Source organism: Leptolyngbya sp. NK1-12 (assembly GCF_032598965.1).
Classification (GTDB): Bacteria; Cyanobacteriota; Cyanobacteriia; order Elainellales; family Elainellaceae; genus Elainella.
In genome coordinates this window covers 957037-974658 of record NZ_CP053587.1, presented here as the reverse complement: position 1 = coordinate 974658, position 17622 = coordinate 957037, and the positions used below count along the sequence as shown (strand labels likewise).

The following is a 17622-nucleotide window of genomic DNA, read 5'->3' as shown; positions in this document are numbered from 1 at the left end:
ACCTCTCATTACCTCTCACTATCCAGCATCGCCATCTGTCCAGCATCATAGCGATCGCCTGCTACCGCCTCTGGGGGAATGGCCGCCTCGATCTGGGCCAGATCGGCCTGACTCAAGTGTAGCTCTAGGGCACCCAGGGCTTCGGTCAACCGCTCGCGGCGTCTCGCTCCAATCAACGGAATCAGATCGGTGCCGCGCGACAGCACCCAGGCAATCGCAACTTGGGCCACGGTGGCATTGTGGGTATGGGCAATGTGGCGCAGAGCCTCCACCAGCGATAGATTGCGCTGCAAATTTTCGCCCAGGAAGCGGGGCAAATGACTGCGAAAATCCTGCGCTTCCTGTGAGCGTTCGGTAGACCAGTGGCCGCTCAGCAACCCCCGCGACAGGACCCCATAGGCTGACACCGCAATTCCCAATTGGCGCACTGTAGGCAAGATTTCGGCCTCGATGCCCCGACTCAGCAACGAGTATTCGATTTGCAGCCAAGCAATCGGGTGCACAGCATGGGCACGGCGAATCGTCTCCGCTCCCACTTCCGAGAGGCCAATGTGTCGCACATAGCCAGCTTGCACCATTTCACTGATCGCCCCGATCGTGTCTTCAATCGGCACGGTGGGATCGAGGCGGGCCGGCTGGTAGAGGTCGATGTAATCGGTCCCCAACCGCTGTAACGTATAGGCCAGGAAGGTTTTCACCGCCGCAGGCCGACCATCAAAGCCAACAAAACTGCCACCCGGCGTGCGCAGCGCCCCAAATTTGACGGCAATAAACACCTCGTCTCGGTTGCGACTACTCAACACTTCGTGCAGCAGCAGTTCGTTATGGCCCATGCCGTAGAAGTCGCCGGTGTCGAGCAGGGTAATGCCGGCATCCAGGGCTGCATGAATCGTGGCAATGCTCTCGGCTCGGTCGGCGGGTCCATAAAAATCAGACATGCCCATGCAGCCCAACCCCAAGGCTGAGACAGCAGGTCCATTGATGCCAAGCTGACGCATTAACATAGCCATGCCTCCAGGTATTCAACTAGATACTCAACTAGATCTCAACTAGATCTCAACTAGATACTCAATCAGGTAATCAGGTATTCAATGGCTCAAAACCAGACGGGCAGGGCAGCACCAAGAGCGCAATCTACTGAGGCTACCGTCTTGATCATTAAAGTAGCAGAACAAATGACAAAAATCAATATCTGTCAGTTATCAACTGTTGAGATAGTGTTGTGCCAGATACAATTTGCTCCCCCAAAACGTTCAAGAATGAAACCTAAATCTGACTGGTTTCGTTACCTATCTGCGTTATTTATCCATTTACTTAACTAGTGTGGTGAGGGCAAATCCCCTATGAGCGTGACAAAGCTGGAGACGATAGATTCTACCCAAGCGTCTCAAGACTTTCCCCTTTCTGCCGTTCCCTTGACAGCTCGTAAGCCGATCTGGTCGCTGGCTCCTTTGCTGATGGGGTTCGCGCTAGTTTCGACTACACTGATCGCGGGCGGCAAAATCGGTCCAGCCTTTAGTTTCACCAATCTGCTTTGGATCGTTTTGATTGGTAATGGTCTACTGGGTGCCTATTGCGCCATGCTGGGCTACATCGCCTACAAGAGTGGCCTGACAACGGTACTGATGTCGCGGTTTAGCTTCGGCAACATCGGCTCGCGCTGGGTGGACTTTATCTTGGGCTTTACCCAAATTGGCTGGTATGCGGTGACCAATGCCTTTGTAGCCGATGCCTTGATCAATCTGTTGGGCCTGCCCCAAAACTGGTCATGGCTGCTGATTGTGCTGGCTACCTATGGGTTTTGCGTCACGGCCTATATTGGCTACGCCGCAATGGATTGGCTCAGCCGTTTGGCCGTCCCAGCGATGCTGGTGCTGATTGTGATTAGTCTGTCAATAGGGTTCCGAGATGCGGGCGATTTGACTGCGCTTCAACCCACTCAAGAGCTGTCCTTTGGTGCGGCTTTGGCAATTGTGATCGGGACATTTATCTCCGGCGGCACCCAATCGACCAACTGGAGCCGCTTTGCTGATTCGGGCAAGAATGCCGTTTGGAGTACGCTGCTGGCCTTTTTCTTTATCAACGGTCTGCTGGTTTTTACTGGCGCATTTTGCACCCTGGTCTACGGCACCAATGACCTGATTCAGGCGATGGCACAGCAAGGTTTGCTATTCCTCGGCCTGGTTTTGCTAATTCTGAACGTCTGGACCACCCAGGACAACACCATCTACGCCTTTTCGGTTGCCGGAACAAACTTCTTCCGCACCACCAAGCGTCATGCCTTTGTCTTAGGGGGAGCCACACTAGCACTTGTATTTGCCCTCACTGGCATTTATGAAGGGCTGATCAACTACCTGATTTTCCTGGGTGCGGTGATTCCTCCGGTAGGCGGCATCATCATGACCGACTTTTGGCTGCGGCATCGCGGTCAGTTTCCGTCTTTGGCGAGTCGATTGCCAGCCTTTAACTGGGCCGGAGTAATCGCCTATGTGGTTGCGTCGGTTGTAGCCTACATTACGGGACAAGCAAACCTGGGCATCGGCCCCATCAATGGGGTGATTGTGGCGGCGGTACTCTATGCAGTGCTGCTGAAGGTGATCCCGCAGCCAATCCAGCAGCGAGAAGTCGTGTGAATCACATGCGGGAATTGAAGGCAGCGTAGGGTTCGGGGGGAGAGAATTCCCAGTTGGCATACCAGTTGGCGAGATGGGGTCGTAGGTTCTGAGCGAGGGCGCGGTACTCCTCTCGCTTGGGAGCCGCTTTGAGCTGGGCCGCAAGTTCTGCACCGACGGCGGCCAGATCGAAGCCGGTGGGTTGGCCGTTGTGAAGTACGACCTTGCCGTTCACCAAAACCGTATCCACATCGGCAGCGCGGGCACGCATCAGCACGACATGCAGCGGGTTTGCCTCCGGGGCAATCCAGGGCCAGGTCAACCGCTCGCAGTTCACCAGCACCAGATCGGCCTTGTAGCCAGGAGCCAATTTGCCCAGATCGGGCTGCATCAATAGTTTGGCCCCGCCGACAGTTGCCATACCTAAAATATCGCTGAAGCTAGGCGCTGGGGTATGCAACTGGGGCGTCCGATGCAGTCTAGCCGCAAGGCGGATTTCGGCCCACATATCTTCGTCATCGCCAATCGCCGTTCCATCCATGCCCAAGCCTACCGTCACGCCAGCCGTCAGCATTTGATTCAGCGGTGCCACTCCTGCCCGTAGCCGCAGGTTAGAACTGGGATTGTGGCTCACCGAAGCGCCCGTTGCCGCCAGAATCTGGATATCGTCCTCGCTCAGCCAGACGCCGTGGGCAATCGAGAAGCGGGGACTGAGGACACCCAGTTCATGCAGACGGGCCACCACCGATTTGCCGTGAAATCGCGGCCCAATCAGCTTTTCGTAGAACGACTCAACCGCATGAGTCTGCACGCCGGTATTCAGATCCTCAGCGGCGGCCACAATTTTGAGCAGCAGACCCTCCTCTACCCACTGCGGCCCCGGTGGCCCAAACCAAATTTTGATATGGGGATGGGACTGATAGCGGCGCACCAAATCGCTGACCAGCTCCAAGTAAGTGGCGGGTGAGAGGGATTGCTGCAGCGGCACTAGCGCTTGGAGTTGCTGACGCAAGGCTGCCGGTAAGCTGGCTAGAAACGCCTCATCTTCGCCATGCACCAAAACGCTGGTGTAGGTAGCCCCCGGAGTCAGAGCAACTCGCAAACCGGCTTGCTCATAGGCATGCAGCCGTCCCTCTAGGTCGGTCAAACCGGCCTCTGGGCTATCGGAGATCGTCGTCACATCCACAACCGCTGTCACACCACTCTGCAACAGGGCAGCTGCGCTCAGCAGAGTTTTGAGGGTCGGGTCTTGGGGCTGCAAGGCAATATTGGCAAACAGCCACAGCTCCAAGAAATCGTCGTCTACTCCCTGCAACGAATTCGGAACGCCATTGCTATGGTGATGGGCGTTGATCAGCCCTGGTAAAACTGCATGCTGGCTAGAACCCACCACCTCTGAGTTGGGATATTTGGCCTGTAAATCGGTCCAGCGACCTAGCTCCACAATTCGGTCAGCTTGAATGGCAACGGCCCCATCGTCGATCAGTTCATCTCCTGTGAAGATCCAGCGACCTCGTATCAGTTGGATATTGCCTGGATGATTGCTCGGATTGCGGCTCGGATTATCGCCCTGAGTGTTGCTCTGAGTGTCGCTCATGGTAGTTGTGTTGTCGCTCTGTAGAATACCCGGTCAAGCGTCTTCCTGAAGTTTTGCCAGCATTGCGGCTGGATCCCAGTACGCCCGCATCGTTTGGATTTTGCCTGCGGAATTGAATTGAAATAGATCAATACCTTCAAACGTTACGGACTTGCCATTACGGCCAACGCCATACCCTGTCCATTTTACAGCCGCTTCATTGCCGTTGATCGAGATAAAGTCTGCTTGCAGACTCACAGTTTCAAATAAGCTGATCACACCTTGAAAAAACTGTTGCAATTCTTGATGGCCGCGCAATCCCGGTCGCTCTGCCGGATCGTGAGTGACACTATCTGCCGCAAAACAGGCCACCATTGCTTCAGCCTGATTGCTGCTGCGACTAGCGGCAAAGTATTGCTGCACCACAGAATGGATGAGTTCAGCCGACACAGTAGGGTTAATAGAGCTAGTAGAGTTCGACATAAGGCATTGTGAAGTGAGAGGTGGACTTCAAGATTAGCCGGTTAGGGGCAGAGCATAGACGAGCTATTCTGCCTGGCCCTAATTGGCCCCTGAGCTAAACGGATCCTAACCATGCTCAATCTGTGCCGCCGTGATCAAAAACCTATACGTAGACCTTATCGAACTGGATTTAGAACTATTTCAGAGCTATTTCAGAGTTATTATGGTCGCCTGAGCCGCCGCTGGCATCAGTTGAAGTTCAGCGTCTACCGAAAGCTCGCCGGAGTTTTTCTATGGAGTAAATGCTCTTATGCTGGACGTGAATGGCCGCCAAACTGGGGTGGGGAGTGGGGAGTGGGGAGTAGGGAGTGGGGAGTAGGGAGTGGGGAGTAGGGAGTGGGGACAATGAAATGGCTTTTTGAACGCCTTGAAGACGCACTAGTTGGGGTTGCTACCCTGGGAGAGTTTTTGCTGGAAGCAATTGCCGTCGGCTGTGTTTTGTTTGGAGTCGTTAAAACCATTCAGCTGGCAATCAAACTCAACCGGCATCACTATGTTGATTTTCCGTTTATTCAACTGCGCACTAGTTTCGGGACCTGGTTGGCGTTAGCGCTGGAATTTCAGCTCGGAGCGGACATTCTAGCCACAACCATTGCTCCGTCTGAAAACACGTTGATCCAGCTCGGTTCGATTGCTCTGATTCGGACATTCCTCAACTACTTTTTGAACAAAGAACTCGAGAAGCAAATGGAGTTACAGGAACGAGCACAGCAGAAGCGAATGACCGATCAATCTAGCTAAGCAATGTAGCTAAATAAACTCACCCCGCCTGCGGCGGGGTATTTCGGTTCACATGGCCGAATACAAATGCCCTAAGAGTCGGGGAATCTAACCTCAAATAGATTGAAGTTCTAATAGATACGAGTGTTCTAATAGCTACAGCACTAGTGAAGCACTCATGCTAACTAATGCATCAGCACCGCGCCGTAGAGAGTTCTGTGAAGAGTAAAGGGAATGATGCTAATAATGCTAGCAACCAAAGTCCAGAAGGAAAAATCAGCTACATCTGCGTTTTCCATCGCATTGCGGATTTGGAATAGGGAGCCAATCAAACCTGCCAGCAAGAGCTGAGATAACAACGTGTAAACAACTAAACCTGATAGATCGTTCATATTCACCTTCCGTAAATATTCACCGTCCCTAAACGTCTAACTCAAGCCATCAAGCATGAACCCTTTGAGCAGAAACCAATGTACGAGCTATAGGCGAGCGATATAGGACAAGCCACACTGCCCAAATTCTACTGCCCAAACCATACTTAGCGCTATACTCAACCATTCAGTTCCGTTTCATATAGCAACACCATTGTTTCTTGCCCTAGACGACCGAAGGCTGGTTCTGGCCCCTTGAACATTTCAACCAGATAAGTCCAGGTTCCGTTACTCGGTCGATAGCTCTGAATCACTCCCTCTCCACCTAAGAAAGATACTTTTTGTGCTTGTCGGAATCGCGGTTCTGCCAGGGTAGCAAGCATTCTTACATCTCCTCTATTACATCGAATAATTCGTGCCTGAGTACAGTTATACGCTGTCGTCGCAGTTCTGCATCTCCATCACAGGTGAGAAGGTGTTGTTTTCAGTCTCTGACTAGAGCTACAGATCTTGATAGTATAATCGGCTATGGCTATATATTAAGTTGTGCAATGAGCAACGTTGCTGAGGTATTTTCCTAAAGTTCAGTCAAACGCACGCTCCTATCTATTTAAACCAAGTCAACCAGAATCAATCCAGAAACTAATTATTGCAACTGGTAAAACTCCTATAGCATTAGGTCAATTTTCATTAACTCATATGACATTACGTTTGCATATTCTTGCAGTATTTCAGGAACGGATGCCAAGCCAAAATCTGCATAGCGTCTATTGCACCGCCTTAAGCAACAGGGAATTGTTGGCATGCTTACAAAATGAAGCAACATACCATCTATCTTTTGGTCGATAAGACGGAGATCTATCGGTTGGTAGAAGACGGATTGCTTGAAGTTAGCTAATGTAAATTTATAAGTTTTTAATTCTTTCAAAACTTAGCTTAACTTTTTATATCTTTAAGTTTGTTTCTTTGATTTATTTTCTGGTTTCTGGCTTGTCTGTCTAGTTGTTTCAATCAAGTTGTGGTGTACTGACTCGGACCGTATTATCTGTCTCCGTGGGCCAATCGCCTTCCTACGCTAACTCTCAGGAAGGCATTTTTCATGTCGATGATTCATAGGTTGACTAACAAGCGTGGACACAATTAATTACCTGGCACCCAACGGCGCTGCTTTACTGCTGGGGCTGCTTGGCATCGCTGCACTCTGTTTTCCCAAAACGATGGCCGGTTTTGTAGGGCTTGCGCCGATCGAACCCTTGGGGATGTCTGAAATTCGTTCGACCCTCGGCAGCTTTTTCCTGGGTTTGTGTGTGGCTTGTCTTTGGCTCCAGTCCCTCGATGCATTTACAGTGCTAGGCGTTGCTTCGTTGACTGCGGCAGTGGCGCGATTTCTCTCCAGCTGGTTTGACCGCAGCATTTCGATTAAAAACTGGGGCGGCGTGGCGGTGGAAGCCTTACTCGGCGTTCTATTTTTGTTAAGTCAAAATTAATGAATACAAACTGTTTCAATCAATACACAAGATCTCTATGCATTAGGAGCGATGGCTGAATAAGAAATATGAGCCAACGTGAATATACAGGTTAACACAATTTTCATCGAGGAATGTGGTATGGCTCAAACCAACGGTAACTCCAAAGCAATTAGCGATCTCGAATACGATCTCCTTGCGGTACTGAAGAATAAGTCAGAAGCAGTTCAGCTTTATGAGACCTATATGCAAGATGCTCGCAGTGCCGATTCCCAACCCTGTGTTGAACTCTTGCAAAAACTTCAGCAGGCAGACAAAGAGCATGCTCAAGAAGTGCGCAGACATCTGCAAGAGGTAATGCAGAAGGGCAAGATGTAGCTCGTTTATTAGGCATTTATTAGTTCTGACATTGGGTTTGGTCTCCCTTGCGAGTCTGTCAATCCTGATGTGTTGTCTTGCTGCCTAAGTCGCTCATGACTTAAGTGCAAGCTAAATTGATACAAAATTTTGTACAGACTCGAGAAACGCTCTCTGGGAGCTTGCGTCGCTTCAAATAAAGTGCTCATAGTGCTGTTGAACCTTTAACTCTTGTTAGTTAACTGACTGGGATCAACAGCCTTTTCTCCATATTCCCATATAGATATTTGGACCGAAATCGATAAACTAATGCGCGAAGTGAAAGGGTATTCTCCAAATAAATTCCTTCTAGGCTTCGGCAGAATTTTTCATACTATTGTAAGTGCTCATCTAAGAGCATTATTTCCCATACCTTTCCCAGAATTGCTGCCATAGGCTTGAGCTGTTCAGGTTCTCTGGTTTGCTTGTTCTAGTTCGCTCTATAGATGAGGTGCACAGTTGGTGTTATAGTTCTGTCATTAGGTGTCGAACGCAACTGGTAGAGGTTAAGTGGAATCTAACTTTAGCAGGAGTTAGCTGCGTGATTTGGATCAAGACAATGGATACCAGTAGCGAATATCCTAGACCAAACGCCTGTTGTTCCCGATATTGTGTTCTCTAAGATGAACTGTGAAATCGACCGAATTTTAGTCGTTGATGATATCGCTGATAACCTTCTGCTGTTACAAGCAATTTTGGAAAGCGAAGGATATCAGGTGGAATTGGCTGACAGCGGTCCAGCAGCTCTGGATAGGATCAAAACTGCACCTCCCGATTTGATGCTGCTCGATGTCATGATGCCTGACATGAACGGCTTTGAGGTGACCCAGCGGGTTCGACAAGATCCCTCTTTACCATTTATTCCAATTTTGTTAGTCACGGGCTACACCGAGCCGACCCCAGCTGAAGGATTTGATGTGGGAGCCGATGGCTTTATTCGTAAGCCGATTGATTTTGATGAATTACTGCATCGAATCCGGGCGATCCTGCAACCCAAACACTGTTTTGAAGGTGACTGCTCAGTAGATGGGCCATCAAATCGAATGAATTGAATTTGGGATGGAGAGTTTAGGGCTTTACTGAAGACAGAGTACGACAATCGAACGGTCAATGACTGGAATAGTTTGCTGACCAGTAAAGGTTTTGCCTGCTTTCACAAAACGCGGCTCTTTAGTATCGATGATTAGGCTCCAAGTTTCGTCCTGAAACTCCGAGGGAAGTGCATACTCGATCAGTTCGTAGTGGGCATTGAAGCAGATCAGGAAACTATCGTCGCTAATTTTTTGGCCTTGGGGACCGGGGCTAGGAATTTTGTTGCCGTTCAGGAAGAGGGCAACCGACTTGGCATAGCCGATTTCCCATTGCTCTTGAGTCATTTCGCTACCGTCGGGGTTGTACCAGCCAATATCGGTAACTCCTGAGCCGTGGATCGCCTGCCCTTGAAACCATTTGCGTCGCCGGAACACAGGATGCTGTCGCCGGAAGTAGATCAGCTCTCGCACAAAGTTGAGTAAGTCTTCGTTGGCTTCTTTTAGATCCCAATCAAACCAAGAGATTTCATTGTCCTGGCAGTAGGCGTTGTTGTTTCCACCCTGAGTGCGGCCAATTTCGTCGCCGCCTAACAGCATAGGAATGCCCTGGGAAAGCATCAGGGTAACGAGAAAATTGCGGCGCTGGCGTTCCCGCAGCTGTAAAACTCCCGGATCGTCAGTTTCGCCTTCGACACCACAGTTCCAGGCGCGATTATGATTATCGCCATCCCGGTTGTCTTCCCCGTTCATTTCATTGTGCTTTTCGTTATAGCTGACCAGATCATTTAAGGTGAAACCATCGTGAGCTGTGATGAAGTTAATACTGGCATTGGGACGGCGGCCATTCATTTGGAAATAGACATCGGGGCTGCCGGTAAGTCGGTAGGCAAACTCACCCAGGGTCCGCTCTTCTCCGCGCCAGAAGTCTCGCACCGTGTCCCGATAGCGGCCATTCCACTCGGACCACAACACCGGAAAGTTGCCCACCTGATAACCACCCTCACCCACATCCCAGGGTTCGGCGATCAGCTTCACATCAGCAATGATTGGATCTTGGTGAATAATATCGAAGAAGGCTGCCAAGCTGTTGACTTCGTATAGCTCTCTGGCCAGGGCTGAGGCTAAATCAAATCGGAAGCCATCTACATGCATTTCCAGCACCCAATAGCGCAGGCTATCCATGATCAGCTTCAGCACTTGCGGGTGGCGCATGTAGAGCGAGTTGCCGCAGCCCGTAAAGTCCATATAGTAGCGGGGATTGTCCTCGACTAAGCGGTAATAGGCCGCGTTATCTACCCCTCGCAACGACAGGGTTGGCCCCAAATGATTGCCTTCGCCCGTATGGTTGTAAACCACATCGAGAATCACTTCGATACCGGCGCGATGCAGGGCTTTCACCATTTGCTTAAATTCGGCTACCTGCTGTCCAGCGGTACCGGCAGAACTATATCCGGCAAACGGGGCAAAGAAATTAATTGAATCATAACCCCAATAGTTCTTCAAGCCCTTGTCGGTCAAATAACCCGGCAGCGACAGGTAATGGTGAATCGGCATCAGTTCTACTGCCGTTATCCCTAACCGTTGCAGATGCTCAATTGCTGCCGGATGCGCTAAGCCCGCATAGGTGCCGCGCAGCTCTTCGGGAATATCGGGATGCTGTTTGGTAAAGCCGCGTACATGGGTTTCGTAAATGACGGTTTCGTGCCAGGGAGTACGCAACAGGGCATCGTCTTCCCAATCAAAGGTCTCATCAACCACAACCGATTTGGGCACGAGGGGTGCGCTGTCAAGGTCCGAAAACGACAGATCCTGATGCGGATCGTTCCAGCTATAACCAAAAATTTCGGGACCGCTGGCGACTTCGCCATCAATCGCCTTTGCATAGGGGTCAATCAACAGCTTGTGGGGGTTAAACCGATGGCCTTGCTCAGGCGCATAGGGGCCGTGGACGCGGAAACCATAGCGCTGGCCTGGGCCAATGCCGGGTAAATAGCCATGCCAGACAAAATTGCTGACTTCAGTAAGGGAAATACAGGTTTCCTGATCGTCGTCATCAAACAGGCACAAGTCCACTCCGGTTGCATTTTCCGAAAATAGGGCAAAGTTGGTGCCTTTGCCATCCCAGTGGGCACCGAGCGGGTAGACATCACCAGGCCAGAGTGCAACGTGCATGACCGATACTCCTAGATACTTCTAAATCAAACAGCCCTTAAACAATCAAATTACTCAAACTGAGCAGCCGACTATTGCCACCTGTTGCAAACCGACTATTGTCAAACAATTCAGTCGGGCTTGAGTCGCGGCAGCAGTGGGAAAGTTTTTATCAGAAAGTACCGGATTCTCCAGGCCAGCGTATCTACCTAAGGTAGAACTTAGGCTCTGTGAGCGAGCATTCAGATATAGTTGAGTTGAAATCTAGAGTTGAAATTGTGGGCTAGTGATCAACAAATGCTTCTAATTCAACCGCATCATGACTACAGAAAAGCTGCACATCGTTGCGGTGATCTAGGGATAACCGACGAAGGCGCTGTTGATTCAATAAGCGAGCTGGGCGATCAACATCCATCATCCATTGATAAGCTCGCAATCCTGGGGTGCAGCGAGGATTAGCTGGATCCATTTCCTGACGATAAAAGTAGGCATCACCAGCGTGCAACAACCAACCCTCTGCTGTGTTGATCGCAACTCCGGCATGGCCTGGAGTATGGCCTACAAGGGGGATCAGCAGAATCTCTGGGGGTAGCTTGTCCAGATCACGAACCGCCTCAAACCCAAACCAGGGTTCACCTCCTGCCCCATAATATTGCCACTGCTTCACCTCATCCCACTGGTGAGGACGATAACGCCGACTGGCAATGAAGCCACGCCGAGCGCGAGCTGCTGCCATCTCACTTTGCATTACATGAACCGTTGCTTCGGGGAAATCCTCCAGCCCACCTGCATGATCAAAATCGAGATGGGTCAAGATAATATGGCGTATATCTTGTGGCGAAAAGCCAAGCTGTTTGATCTGCTCAACGGCGGTATATTTCCGCTCAAACTGGATATTGTTGAAATGAACAAAAAATGGACTCAGCCGTGAATAGGGAGTCTGAACATCGCGCAACCCAAAACCCGTATCGATCAGAACTAGCTCTTGATTAGTCTCAATGAGCAGACAGTGGCAAACTAGATGGGCGGTCAAACCGCGGCTAAAACCATCAAACAGTGCTCCCCCTACAGGACACATGCAGCCGCAATTGAGATGATGAATACGCATAGATTTAACCTAAGCTCTTCCATCAACCTAAACATTCCACCTCGATCTGCGTTCTACTGCAAGCATAGAAGTATTCTCTTGCTTTGGAAAGAGCTTGAATATCTTCTGTAGGTACATCTAATACGTGAATTGACTAATGCGTGAATTGACAGTTTGTTGGAAAAGCCCATGCAATTCAACAGCCAATTCAATCTGCTAATTCTCAACCAGTTAAATGCAGTCCTTGATGCTGTAATGTCTGCTCAATTTGTTGCATCTCTTCTAAGGTTTCTCCAGCCACAATGCCGTAGATTTCAGTGTAGATTTTGCCATATTTTACTCGCTCCAAAGCGGAAAGAATCAGAAACTCTTTCCGCTCCAGCTGTGGTTTCAAAGTAGCTCGAATAGAATCGAGTGTCCCCTCCATCCGGTAGTCACTAGAGTACTTTGCGATTGCCTTGTTGAATTTCAGCAGTTTGTGCCGTTGCAAACAGAGGGGCGTAGAGCCATTGATGCGAAAATTAGCATCGATCGCGTACAGTTCTCCACCTTCAGTTTCTAATACGTCAAAACCAATTACACCAAAATATCCTTGCTCGTGAGCATATTGCCCTACTGCTGCAATCATCTCGAAGAACTGACTCATATCATTCGTGTAATCAATCACGCCTCCCAGATAGTTACCTTCTGCATCTACAAGCTGCTGAGTTACACCAATCAGCAAAATTTTTCCCTGTTTATTGACATAGAACTGCACGCAGTAGTTATGAGTTACATGTTTGACAAATTCAGAGACAACAATAGTTTCCAATAAATCGATTTTGAGATACTTGTTCAGTTCCTCCAGGCAATAGTTGAGGTCACTGGTGTTGCGGATGATGTAAGTCCCCTCACCAGAAAGGCCGTGGGAAGTTTTAATCAAATAAGGAAACTGGGAAGGCAACGGAATCTGATCAAGCTTGACTTGCTTCAGGTTAAAGGTTTGATAGCTTGGACACAGTACTCCCAACTCGGCTAGAGTGGCTTTACTCAACAAACGGTAATGGGTATCAGGATTGACTGCGTGTTTCGCGGGCTGTAGATGGTCAAACGGAAATAGGGTAATCGCGCTATTGATGGAAATACTTTGGTTCAAATCGTCTAGATAGGTTGAACCATCCATCAGCTCTATCTGGGTGCCAGTAAAATCAAAATGCTCGCGCCAGTACTGCAACAGTGACTCAGGCGGCGTAGAAATCACCACACCCGGCAGCCTATTTCCCAACACCGCCAAATTTTTCCACGGTTCTTTTTGGCAAATCTTATCAAACGAGGTTTTTGTCGATTCGCTACTGCCGTCTTGCAGAAAGTATTTCTGGGTATTGGTATAGGTAGCCCAACTCGCCGTGGCTGGATAATTCAAAATCAGCACGTGGTCTGGACTGCCAACATCTTGAGCAAATAGGTCAGAAAACGAATTTCCCTGGAAAAACTGAAAGCAGTGGGAAGCCATAGAAAAGTTACACACTCGCCAGTGTTAATTCTTACCAAGGACTATAGCAGGTTCTGATAGCTCAGGAGTCATATATGCTACTGCCATATGCTGCGAATTATAGGCCCAACCCACTCGTCCTAGTAGCTTGGGTAAGGAGGGCTAGGGGGGATCTCAAGATGATTCGCAATCTACTGAACTTCTAACAAATTTCCCTCGTTAGTAAGACGCCTGCCCCTAAAACTGCTCACTAGATTGGAGACATAACAGCCAATTGGAGACATAACAGCCAACGGGTTTGCACAATCTAGGTTTGCACAATCTAGTTACTTGGAATTAGTCAGAGGAATGGTCATGATGAATCAATTGTTTTTGAATACACGTAAAATTGCCTTTGCCTTAGCGGGTGGAGCCTGTATTGGTCTACCTCTAGTTTCTGCTGGAATTTCTAATGCTCAAGGCATGAATTCAATGCCTCAGCAATCGCCCCTGTCCCAATCCACGCAGGCATCACCCTATTTGAATCCTTGCCCTGGTATTTATTACGAAGAACCTTTCAACAGCACGCGAATTGTGCCTCCAGGGTGTCCTGCCAATGCTGCAACATTGAACCAACAGGGACAAGTGCAGCCGATCAATCAACCAGGATCGATGCAGCCAATGAATCAAGCACCCATCAATCAGCAGGCACCCATGCAGCCGATCAACTCAGGCACACCTCTGTCAGCCCCTAGCGCTACCTCGACAGAGCGCCCGGTTTCAGTTTCAACCGCCGCATCACCCTATTTGAATCCCTGTCCTGGTATTTATTACGAAGAACCTTTCAACAGCACGCGAATCGTGCCCCAGGGGTGTCCTGCTAATAGTGCTACGCTCAATCAGTAAATTAGTTGGGTGAGGCAGGACTCCTCACCCAAAGTAGTGTCAGTTCAAAATAGTGCCATTTCAGGCGATGGTGTCGGTTCGGTATTGCCAACTTGGTGTTAACAAGTGAGTTTGACAATGATGACTCAACCATTCTCTCAACTATTCATGCTTGGATTGGCAGCAATAATCGGCCTATCTGTCGCTGCTCCAGTTCAGGCCCAGTCTGACCCAACCCAGACCGATGCTGCCCCAGCATCACTGCTAGCATCTGACCCCGCCGAATTAGATAGCGGCGTAGAAACATTGCCGCCTGATTTAACCGCGCCTTTAGAGGTGAATCAACAGCAGGCTGATCAGTTTTTTGTCCCCCAGAATTCCCAGATAATTCAACCGCAACCCGTACCTGGCGTGCTTTCAGACGAGTTGATTGGTCCGCCACCGGGCGGTCAAACTCCGGCAGAATTAACTCCGAATCAGCAATTGACGATTCCAATTCGCTAGCTGATCCAATTCGTTGACTGAAAGGATTCCAGTCTTAGATTGGCAAGGCTATTTAGCAATCTGAAAGGCTTGACCGAGCAGGGTTAGGCCAGTAGAGATTTGGGCCAGTTCCTCTGGACTCAGTTGGCTTAGCAACTCAGCAATGCGTTGCCGGGTAGTGCTGCGCATTGCTTCTAGCTGACTGCTACCCGTTGGCGTTAACCTCAGCATAATCTGCCGTCGCGCCTGTGGATCATCTGCGCGATCGACCAATCCCCGCTGCACTAAGCGATCGGTCATCGTGGAGGCAGTTGCTCGCGTCACGCCCAAATGCTCTGCTACCTCCGAGAGAGATGAATCGGGATTGCGGCTCAGATATGCCATTAGGCGAAACTGCGGTACCGACAGTTCAGCACCTCGCTGACTGCGCATTTCCGTGCGAATAAACTGCATGATGATCGGCATGGTTTCCATCAGTTCAGCCGCAGTGCTATCGGCAGGTCGTTTTCCAGCGGCTAATTTGGCGTTCATGAATTGATCCTCAACTGGTTCTCAAAGCTTAGGAGGGTGTCAGCCAACCTCGGACGGCAGACACTTTGGGTTGAACGGTTTCTTTGGGACGATTGCAGGTTTTATTCTACTGCTCTACCAAATTTTATCGCTTCAGAGTAGGCAATTCGAGCTTAATATGCCACACTAACAGTTAGCATAACTAACTAATAGCCCTACAGGACTAGAGCAAGTGACTAAGACGCTCAGCCCAAGCTATCGAATCCTGATTGAGGCTGTTAGATTGCTCTATTTGATCTAGCTGGTGAGAAATTCTACTCATGGAAGAAGCGGCGAAAAAACCAACGAAAACCAACAGAATATCGATATTCAGCCAACCATCAGCCAGCCCAATCGATTCAGCAGATTCGGTTCAGATGTCTGCCCAAGTACCTACAGATATACCTACAGATATACCTACAGATATACCTACAGGCGATGCCGCTCGATCCTCGTGGAGCAGCCAAGCTACGGTTCTGAGCACTCAGGCATTAACACGCCAGTTTGGAGATTTTGTGGCAGTGCATCGCCTCGACCTCGCGGTGCAAGCAGGAGAAATTTTTGGGTTACTAGGTCCAAATGGGGCCGGTAAAAGCACGGCGATTAAAATGCTGACTACCCTCCTGTCGCCCAGTAGCGGACGAGCTGAGATAGCTGGCTATGAGCTTGTTCGACAGGCCGCTCAAGTGCGTCGCCAGATTGGCTATGTTCCCCAAGCTCTATCTGCCGATGGTAGCCTCACCGGGTACGAGAATCTGCTCATTTTTGCCAAACTCTATGACCTACCACGTCCAACCAGACGTTATCGTATCCGAGAGGCGTTGGCTTTGATGGGATTAGAAGAGGCCGCCAATCGTCTAGTGCGAACCTATTCGGGCGGAATGATTCGGCGGCTAGAAATTGCTCAGTCGATTTTGCACCAACCCGCTGTGCTATTTCTGGATGAGCCAACGGTGGGGCTTGATCCGTTGGCCCGGAGCGCTGTTTGGGATTTGGTAAAGCAACTCCGCGCCGACTACGGCACAACAGTGGTGCTGACTACGCATTTTATGGAAGAAGCCGACAGCTTGTGTGATCGGGTCGCCATCATGCACCACGGTCAGGTGATCGTCACAGGTACGCCAACAGCTCTCAAAGCGTCACTGCACCAGCCAAACCCCAGACTCGATGACGTTTTTATCCACTACACCGGTAATCAACTTGAATCAGGAGGAAGCTACCGTGACACGTCCAGACTTCGACGCACCACGCAGCGGTTGGGATAGGCCGCACCTGCCCCAGTTTGCAACAAGTCCCCAGCAACTGAAAGGGCTGGTTCATAAAACACTTGTGGTAGCCGAACTGGAAGTCCGCAAACTGCGCCATGATCCAAGCGATTTGCTGCTGCGAGCTGTGCAACCGGCGCTATGGCTGCTGATCTTTGGCCAAGTCTTTACCCGCGTGCGGGCCATCCCCACAGGCAATCTTCGTTATCTAGATTTTTTGGCTCCTGGAATTCTCGCTCAAAGCGTTCTGTTTGTCGCAATTTTCAGCGCTATGACCATTATCTGGGAACGGGATCTGGGGATTGTTCACAAGTTTCTAGCTAGCCCAACTCCCCGCATTTCGCTGGTACTGGGTAAAGCGCTATCGGCAGGTGTCCGCAGTCTTGTGCAGGTCGGCATCGTCTATCTAATCACCTGGATTTTGGGGGTGAATTTAAACTTCAATCCCCTCGCCCTGTTGGGAGTGCTGATAGTGGTGTTGCTTGGAGCCGCCTGTTTTTCCCTGTTTTCGCTCACAGTGGCCTGTTTGGTAAAAACGCGAGAGCGGTTTATGGGAATCGGACAACTGATGACGATGCCGCTGTTCTTTGCCAGCAATGCCATTTATCCAATTGCCCTCATGCCTGTTTGGTTGCAGTTGGCCTCTCGTTTGAATCCACTCACCTATCAAGTTGATGCCTTGCGGAATCTAATGCTGATTGGCGGCACAACAACCTACGGTTTGGGACTCGACATAGTCATCCTGCTAGTAACGGCAACCGGGCTAACGCTACTGTGCGCTCGGCTTTATCCCCGTATCGTAATGTGAAGAGAATACGAGATATTTAACTAGACAAAAGATATTGTTTTGGGAGTTTTGGTTGTCAAGAGGTAGGAGGTAGGAGGCGGCTTCCCAGAACGACATTCAGCGAACGCACTGCCCCTACGAGGTCAGAAACATCAGTTGAGCCGTCAGCCGACAGGAGCCAGAAGTCATTGCAAACAAAGATTAGCCATTGGTGAGTGATCAGTACTCAGTGATTGAGTGATTGAGTGATTGAGTGGTGATTGACTGACCA

At 49.9% G+C, this 17622-nt stretch carries 18 protein-coding genes; 9 read left to right on the top strand and 9 right to left on the bottom strand.

Annotated elements, in window-relative coordinates; translation table 11 throughout:
- Positions 1–8: 8 nt before the first annotated feature.
- Positions 9–1010, bottom strand: coding sequence for an aldo/keto reductase (locus tag HJG54_RS32260; RefSeq protein WP_316435902.1), 1002 nt, complete (start codon positions 1008–1010; stop codon positions 9–11).
- A gap of 333 nt (positions 1011–1343) precedes the next feature.
- Here HJG54_RS32260 and codB point away from each other — a divergent pair, with 333 nt between their 5' ends.
- Positions 1344–2633, top strand: a complete 1290-nt coding sequence (codB, locus tag HJG54_RS32255; RefSeq protein ID WP_316435901.1) for a cytosine permease — start codon at positions 1344–1346, stop codon at positions 2631–2633.
- Position 2634: 1 nt separating this feature from the next.
- Here the strand turns inward: codB and HJG54_RS32250 are convergent, their stop codons facing one another.
- Both HJG54_RS32250 and HJG54_RS32245 read right to left on the bottom strand, forming a co-directional pair.
- Positions 2635–4209, bottom strand: a complete 1575-nt coding sequence (locus tag HJG54_RS32250) for an amidohydrolase family protein (RefSeq protein WP_316435900.1) — start codon at positions 4207–4209, stop codon at positions 2635–2637.
- A 33-nt stretch (positions 4210–4242) separates the two neighbouring features.
- Positions 4243–4638 carry a nuclear transport factor 2 family protein gene (locus HJG54_RS32245; protein WP_316435898.1) on the bottom strand — a complete coding sequence of 132 codons (396 nt, stop codon included), beginning with the start codon at positions 4636–4638 and terminating at the stop codon, positions 4243–4245.
- A 417-nt stretch (positions 4639–5055) separates the two neighbouring features.
- Between HJG54_RS32245 and HJG54_RS32240 the strand changes: the two genes are divergently transcribed.
- Entirely contained in the window at positions 5056–5451 is a 396-nt protein-coding gene (locus HJG54_RS32240; RefSeq protein ID WP_316435897.1) for a DUF1622 domain-containing protein, read from the top strand.
- Positions 5452–5615: 164 nt separating this feature from the next.
- Here HJG54_RS32240 and HJG54_RS32235 read toward each other — a convergent pair whose 3' ends face one another.
- Both HJG54_RS32235 and HJG54_RS32230 read right to left on the bottom strand, forming a co-directional pair.
- Positions 5616–5822, bottom strand: a complete 207-nt coding sequence (locus HJG54_RS32235; protein WP_036011316.1) for a hypothetical protein — start codon at positions 5820–5822, stop codon at positions 5616–5618.
- Between the two features lie 158 nt (positions 5823–5980).
- Positions 5981–6184, bottom strand: a complete 204-nt coding sequence (locus HJG54_RS32230) for a hypothetical protein (RefSeq protein WP_036011314.1) — start codon at positions 6182–6184, stop codon at positions 5981–5983.
- 747 nt (positions 6185–6931) lie between these two features.
- Here HJG54_RS32230 and HJG54_RS32225 point away from each other — a divergent pair.
- The 3 genes from HJG54_RS32225 to HJG54_RS32215 all read left to right on the top strand — a co-directional run bounded on the left by HJG54_RS32225 (position 6932) and on the right by HJG54_RS32215 (position 8715).
- Complete coding sequence (locus HJG54_RS32225) at positions 6932–7288, top strand: DUF4345 family protein (RefSeq protein ID WP_316435894.1); 357 nt, start codon at positions 6932–6934, stop codon at positions 7286–7288.
- Positions 7289–7408: 120 nt separating this feature from the next.
- The gene (locus HJG54_RS32220) at positions 7409–7645 is read left to right on the top strand and encodes a hypothetical protein (protein ID WP_316435893.1); all 237 of its coding nucleotides are present in this window, start codon (positions 7409–7411) and stop codon (positions 7643–7645) included.
- A gap of 641 nt (positions 7646–8286) precedes the next feature.
- Positions 8287–8715 (top strand): response regulator, encoded by a 429-nt coding sequence (locus HJG54_RS32215; RefSeq protein ID WP_316435891.1) that lies wholly within the window; start codon positions 8287–8289, stop codon positions 8713–8715.
- A 24-nt stretch (positions 8716–8739) separates the two neighbouring features.
- Here the strand turns inward: HJG54_RS32215 and glgX are convergent, their stop codons facing one another.
- From glgX to HJG54_RS32200, 3 genes are all read right to left on the bottom strand, one after another.
- Positions 8740–10866 (bottom strand): glycogen debranching protein GlgX, encoded by a 2127-nt coding sequence (glgX, locus tag HJG54_RS32210; RefSeq protein WP_316435890.1) that lies wholly within the window; start codon positions 10864–10866, stop codon positions 8740–8742.
- A 262-nt stretch (positions 10867–11128) separates the two neighbouring features.
- Positions 11129–11953, bottom strand: coding sequence for an MBL fold metallo-hydrolase (locus tag HJG54_RS32205; RefSeq protein WP_316435889.1), 825 nt, complete (start codon positions 11951–11953; stop codon positions 11129–11131).
- Between the two features lie 202 nt (positions 11954–12155).
- On the bottom strand, positions 12156–13424 hold the full coding sequence (locus tag HJG54_RS32200; protein WP_316435888.1) for an ATP-grasp domain-containing protein: 1269 nt from the start codon (positions 13422–13424) through the stop codon (positions 12156–12158).
- Positions 13425–13757: 333 nt separating this feature from the next.
- Here HJG54_RS32200 and HJG54_RS32195 point away from each other — a divergent pair, with 333 nt between their 5' ends.
- Positions 13758–14288, top strand: coding sequence for a hypothetical protein (locus HJG54_RS32195; protein ID WP_316435887.1), 531 nt, complete (start codon positions 13758–13760; stop codon positions 14286–14288).
- A 117-nt stretch (positions 14289–14405) separates the two neighbouring features.
- The gene (locus HJG54_RS32190; protein ID WP_316435885.1) at positions 14406–14771 is read left to right on the top strand and encodes a hypothetical protein; all 366 of its coding nucleotides are present in this window, start codon (positions 14406–14408) and stop codon (positions 14769–14771) included.
- Between the two features lie 48 nt (positions 14772–14819).
- Here the strand turns inward: HJG54_RS32190 and HJG54_RS32185 are convergent, their stop codons facing one another.
- Positions 14820–15281, bottom strand: a complete 462-nt coding sequence (locus HJG54_RS32185) for a MarR family winged helix-turn-helix transcriptional regulator (RefSeq protein WP_316435884.1) — start codon at positions 15279–15281, stop codon at positions 14820–14822.
- Positions 15282–15676: 395 nt separating this feature from the next.
- Here HJG54_RS32185 and HJG54_RS32180 point away from each other — a divergent pair, with 395 nt between their 5' ends.
- Together HJG54_RS32180 and HJG54_RS32175 are read left to right on the top strand one after the other, a co-directional pair.
- Positions 15677–16564 (top strand): ABC transporter ATP-binding protein, encoded by an 888-nt coding sequence (locus HJG54_RS32180; protein ID WP_316435882.1) that lies wholly within the window; start codon positions 15677–15679, stop codon positions 16562–16564.
- On the top strand, positions 16521–17372 hold the full coding sequence (locus HJG54_RS32175; RefSeq protein WP_316435880.1) for an ABC transporter permease: 852 nt from the start codon (positions 16521–16523) through the stop codon (positions 17370–17372). Before HJG54_RS32180 ends, HJG54_RS32175 begins: the two co-directional genes overlap by 44 nt.
- Positions 17373–17622: the final 250 nt, after the last annotated feature.

Excerpts from the sequence above, each read along its gene's own strand:
- HJG54_RS32260 (WP_316435902.1), bottom strand. The coding sequence starts at position 1,010 with ATGGCTATGTTAATGCGTCAGCTTGGCATCAATGGACCTGCTGTCTCA.
- codB (WP_316435901.1), top strand. The coding sequence starts at position 1,344 with ATGAGCGTGACAAAGCTGGAGACGATAGATTCTACCCAAGCGTCTCAA.
- HJG54_RS32250 (WP_316435900.1), bottom strand. The coding sequence starts at position 4,209 with ATGAGCGACACTCAGAGCAACACTCAGGGCGATAATCCGAGCCGCAAT.
- HJG54_RS32240 (WP_316435897.1), top strand. The coding sequence starts at position 5,056 with ATGAAATGGCTTTTTGAACGCCTTGAAGACGCACTAGTTGGGGTTGCT.
- HJG54_RS32235 (WP_036011316.1), bottom strand. The coding sequence starts at position 5,822 with ATGAACGATCTATCAGGTTTAGTTGTTTACACGTTGTTATCTCAGCTC.
- HJG54_RS32230 (WP_036011314.1), bottom strand. The coding sequence starts at position 6,184 with ATGCTTGCTACCCTGGCAGAACCGCGATTCCGACAAGCACAAAAAGTA.
- HJG54_RS32220 (WP_316435893.1), top strand. The coding sequence starts at position 7,409 with ATGGCTCAAACCAACGGTAACTCCAAAGCAATTAGCGATCTCGAATAC.
- HJG54_RS32215 (WP_316435891.1), top strand. The coding sequence starts at position 8,287 with ATGAACTGTGAAATCGACCGAATTTTAGTCGTTGATGATATCGCTGAT.
- glgX (WP_316435890.1), bottom strand. The coding sequence starts at position 10,866 with ATGCACGTTGCACTCTGGCCTGGTGATGTCTACCCGCTCGGTGCCCAC.
- HJG54_RS32205 (WP_316435889.1), bottom strand. The coding sequence starts at position 11,953 with ATGCGTATTCATCATCTCAATTGCGGCTGCATGTGTCCTGTAGGGGGA.
- HJG54_RS32200 (WP_316435888.1), bottom strand. The coding sequence starts at position 13,424 with ATGGCTTCCCACTGCTTTCAGTTTTTCCAGGGAAATTCGTTTTCTGAC.
- HJG54_RS32195 (WP_316435887.1), top strand. The coding sequence starts at position 13,758 with ATGATGAATCAATTGTTTTTGAATACACGTAAAATTGCCTTTGCCTTA.
- HJG54_RS32190 (WP_316435885.1), top strand. The coding sequence starts at position 14,406 with ATGATGACTCAACCATTCTCTCAACTATTCATGCTTGGATTGGCAGCA.
- HJG54_RS32185 (WP_316435884.1), bottom strand. The coding sequence starts at position 15,281 with ATGAACGCCAAATTAGCCGCTGGAAAACGACCTGCCGATAGCACTGCG.
- HJG54_RS32180 (WP_316435882.1), top strand. The coding sequence starts at position 15,677 with ATGTCTGCCCAAGTACCTACAGATATACCTACAGATATACCTACAGAT.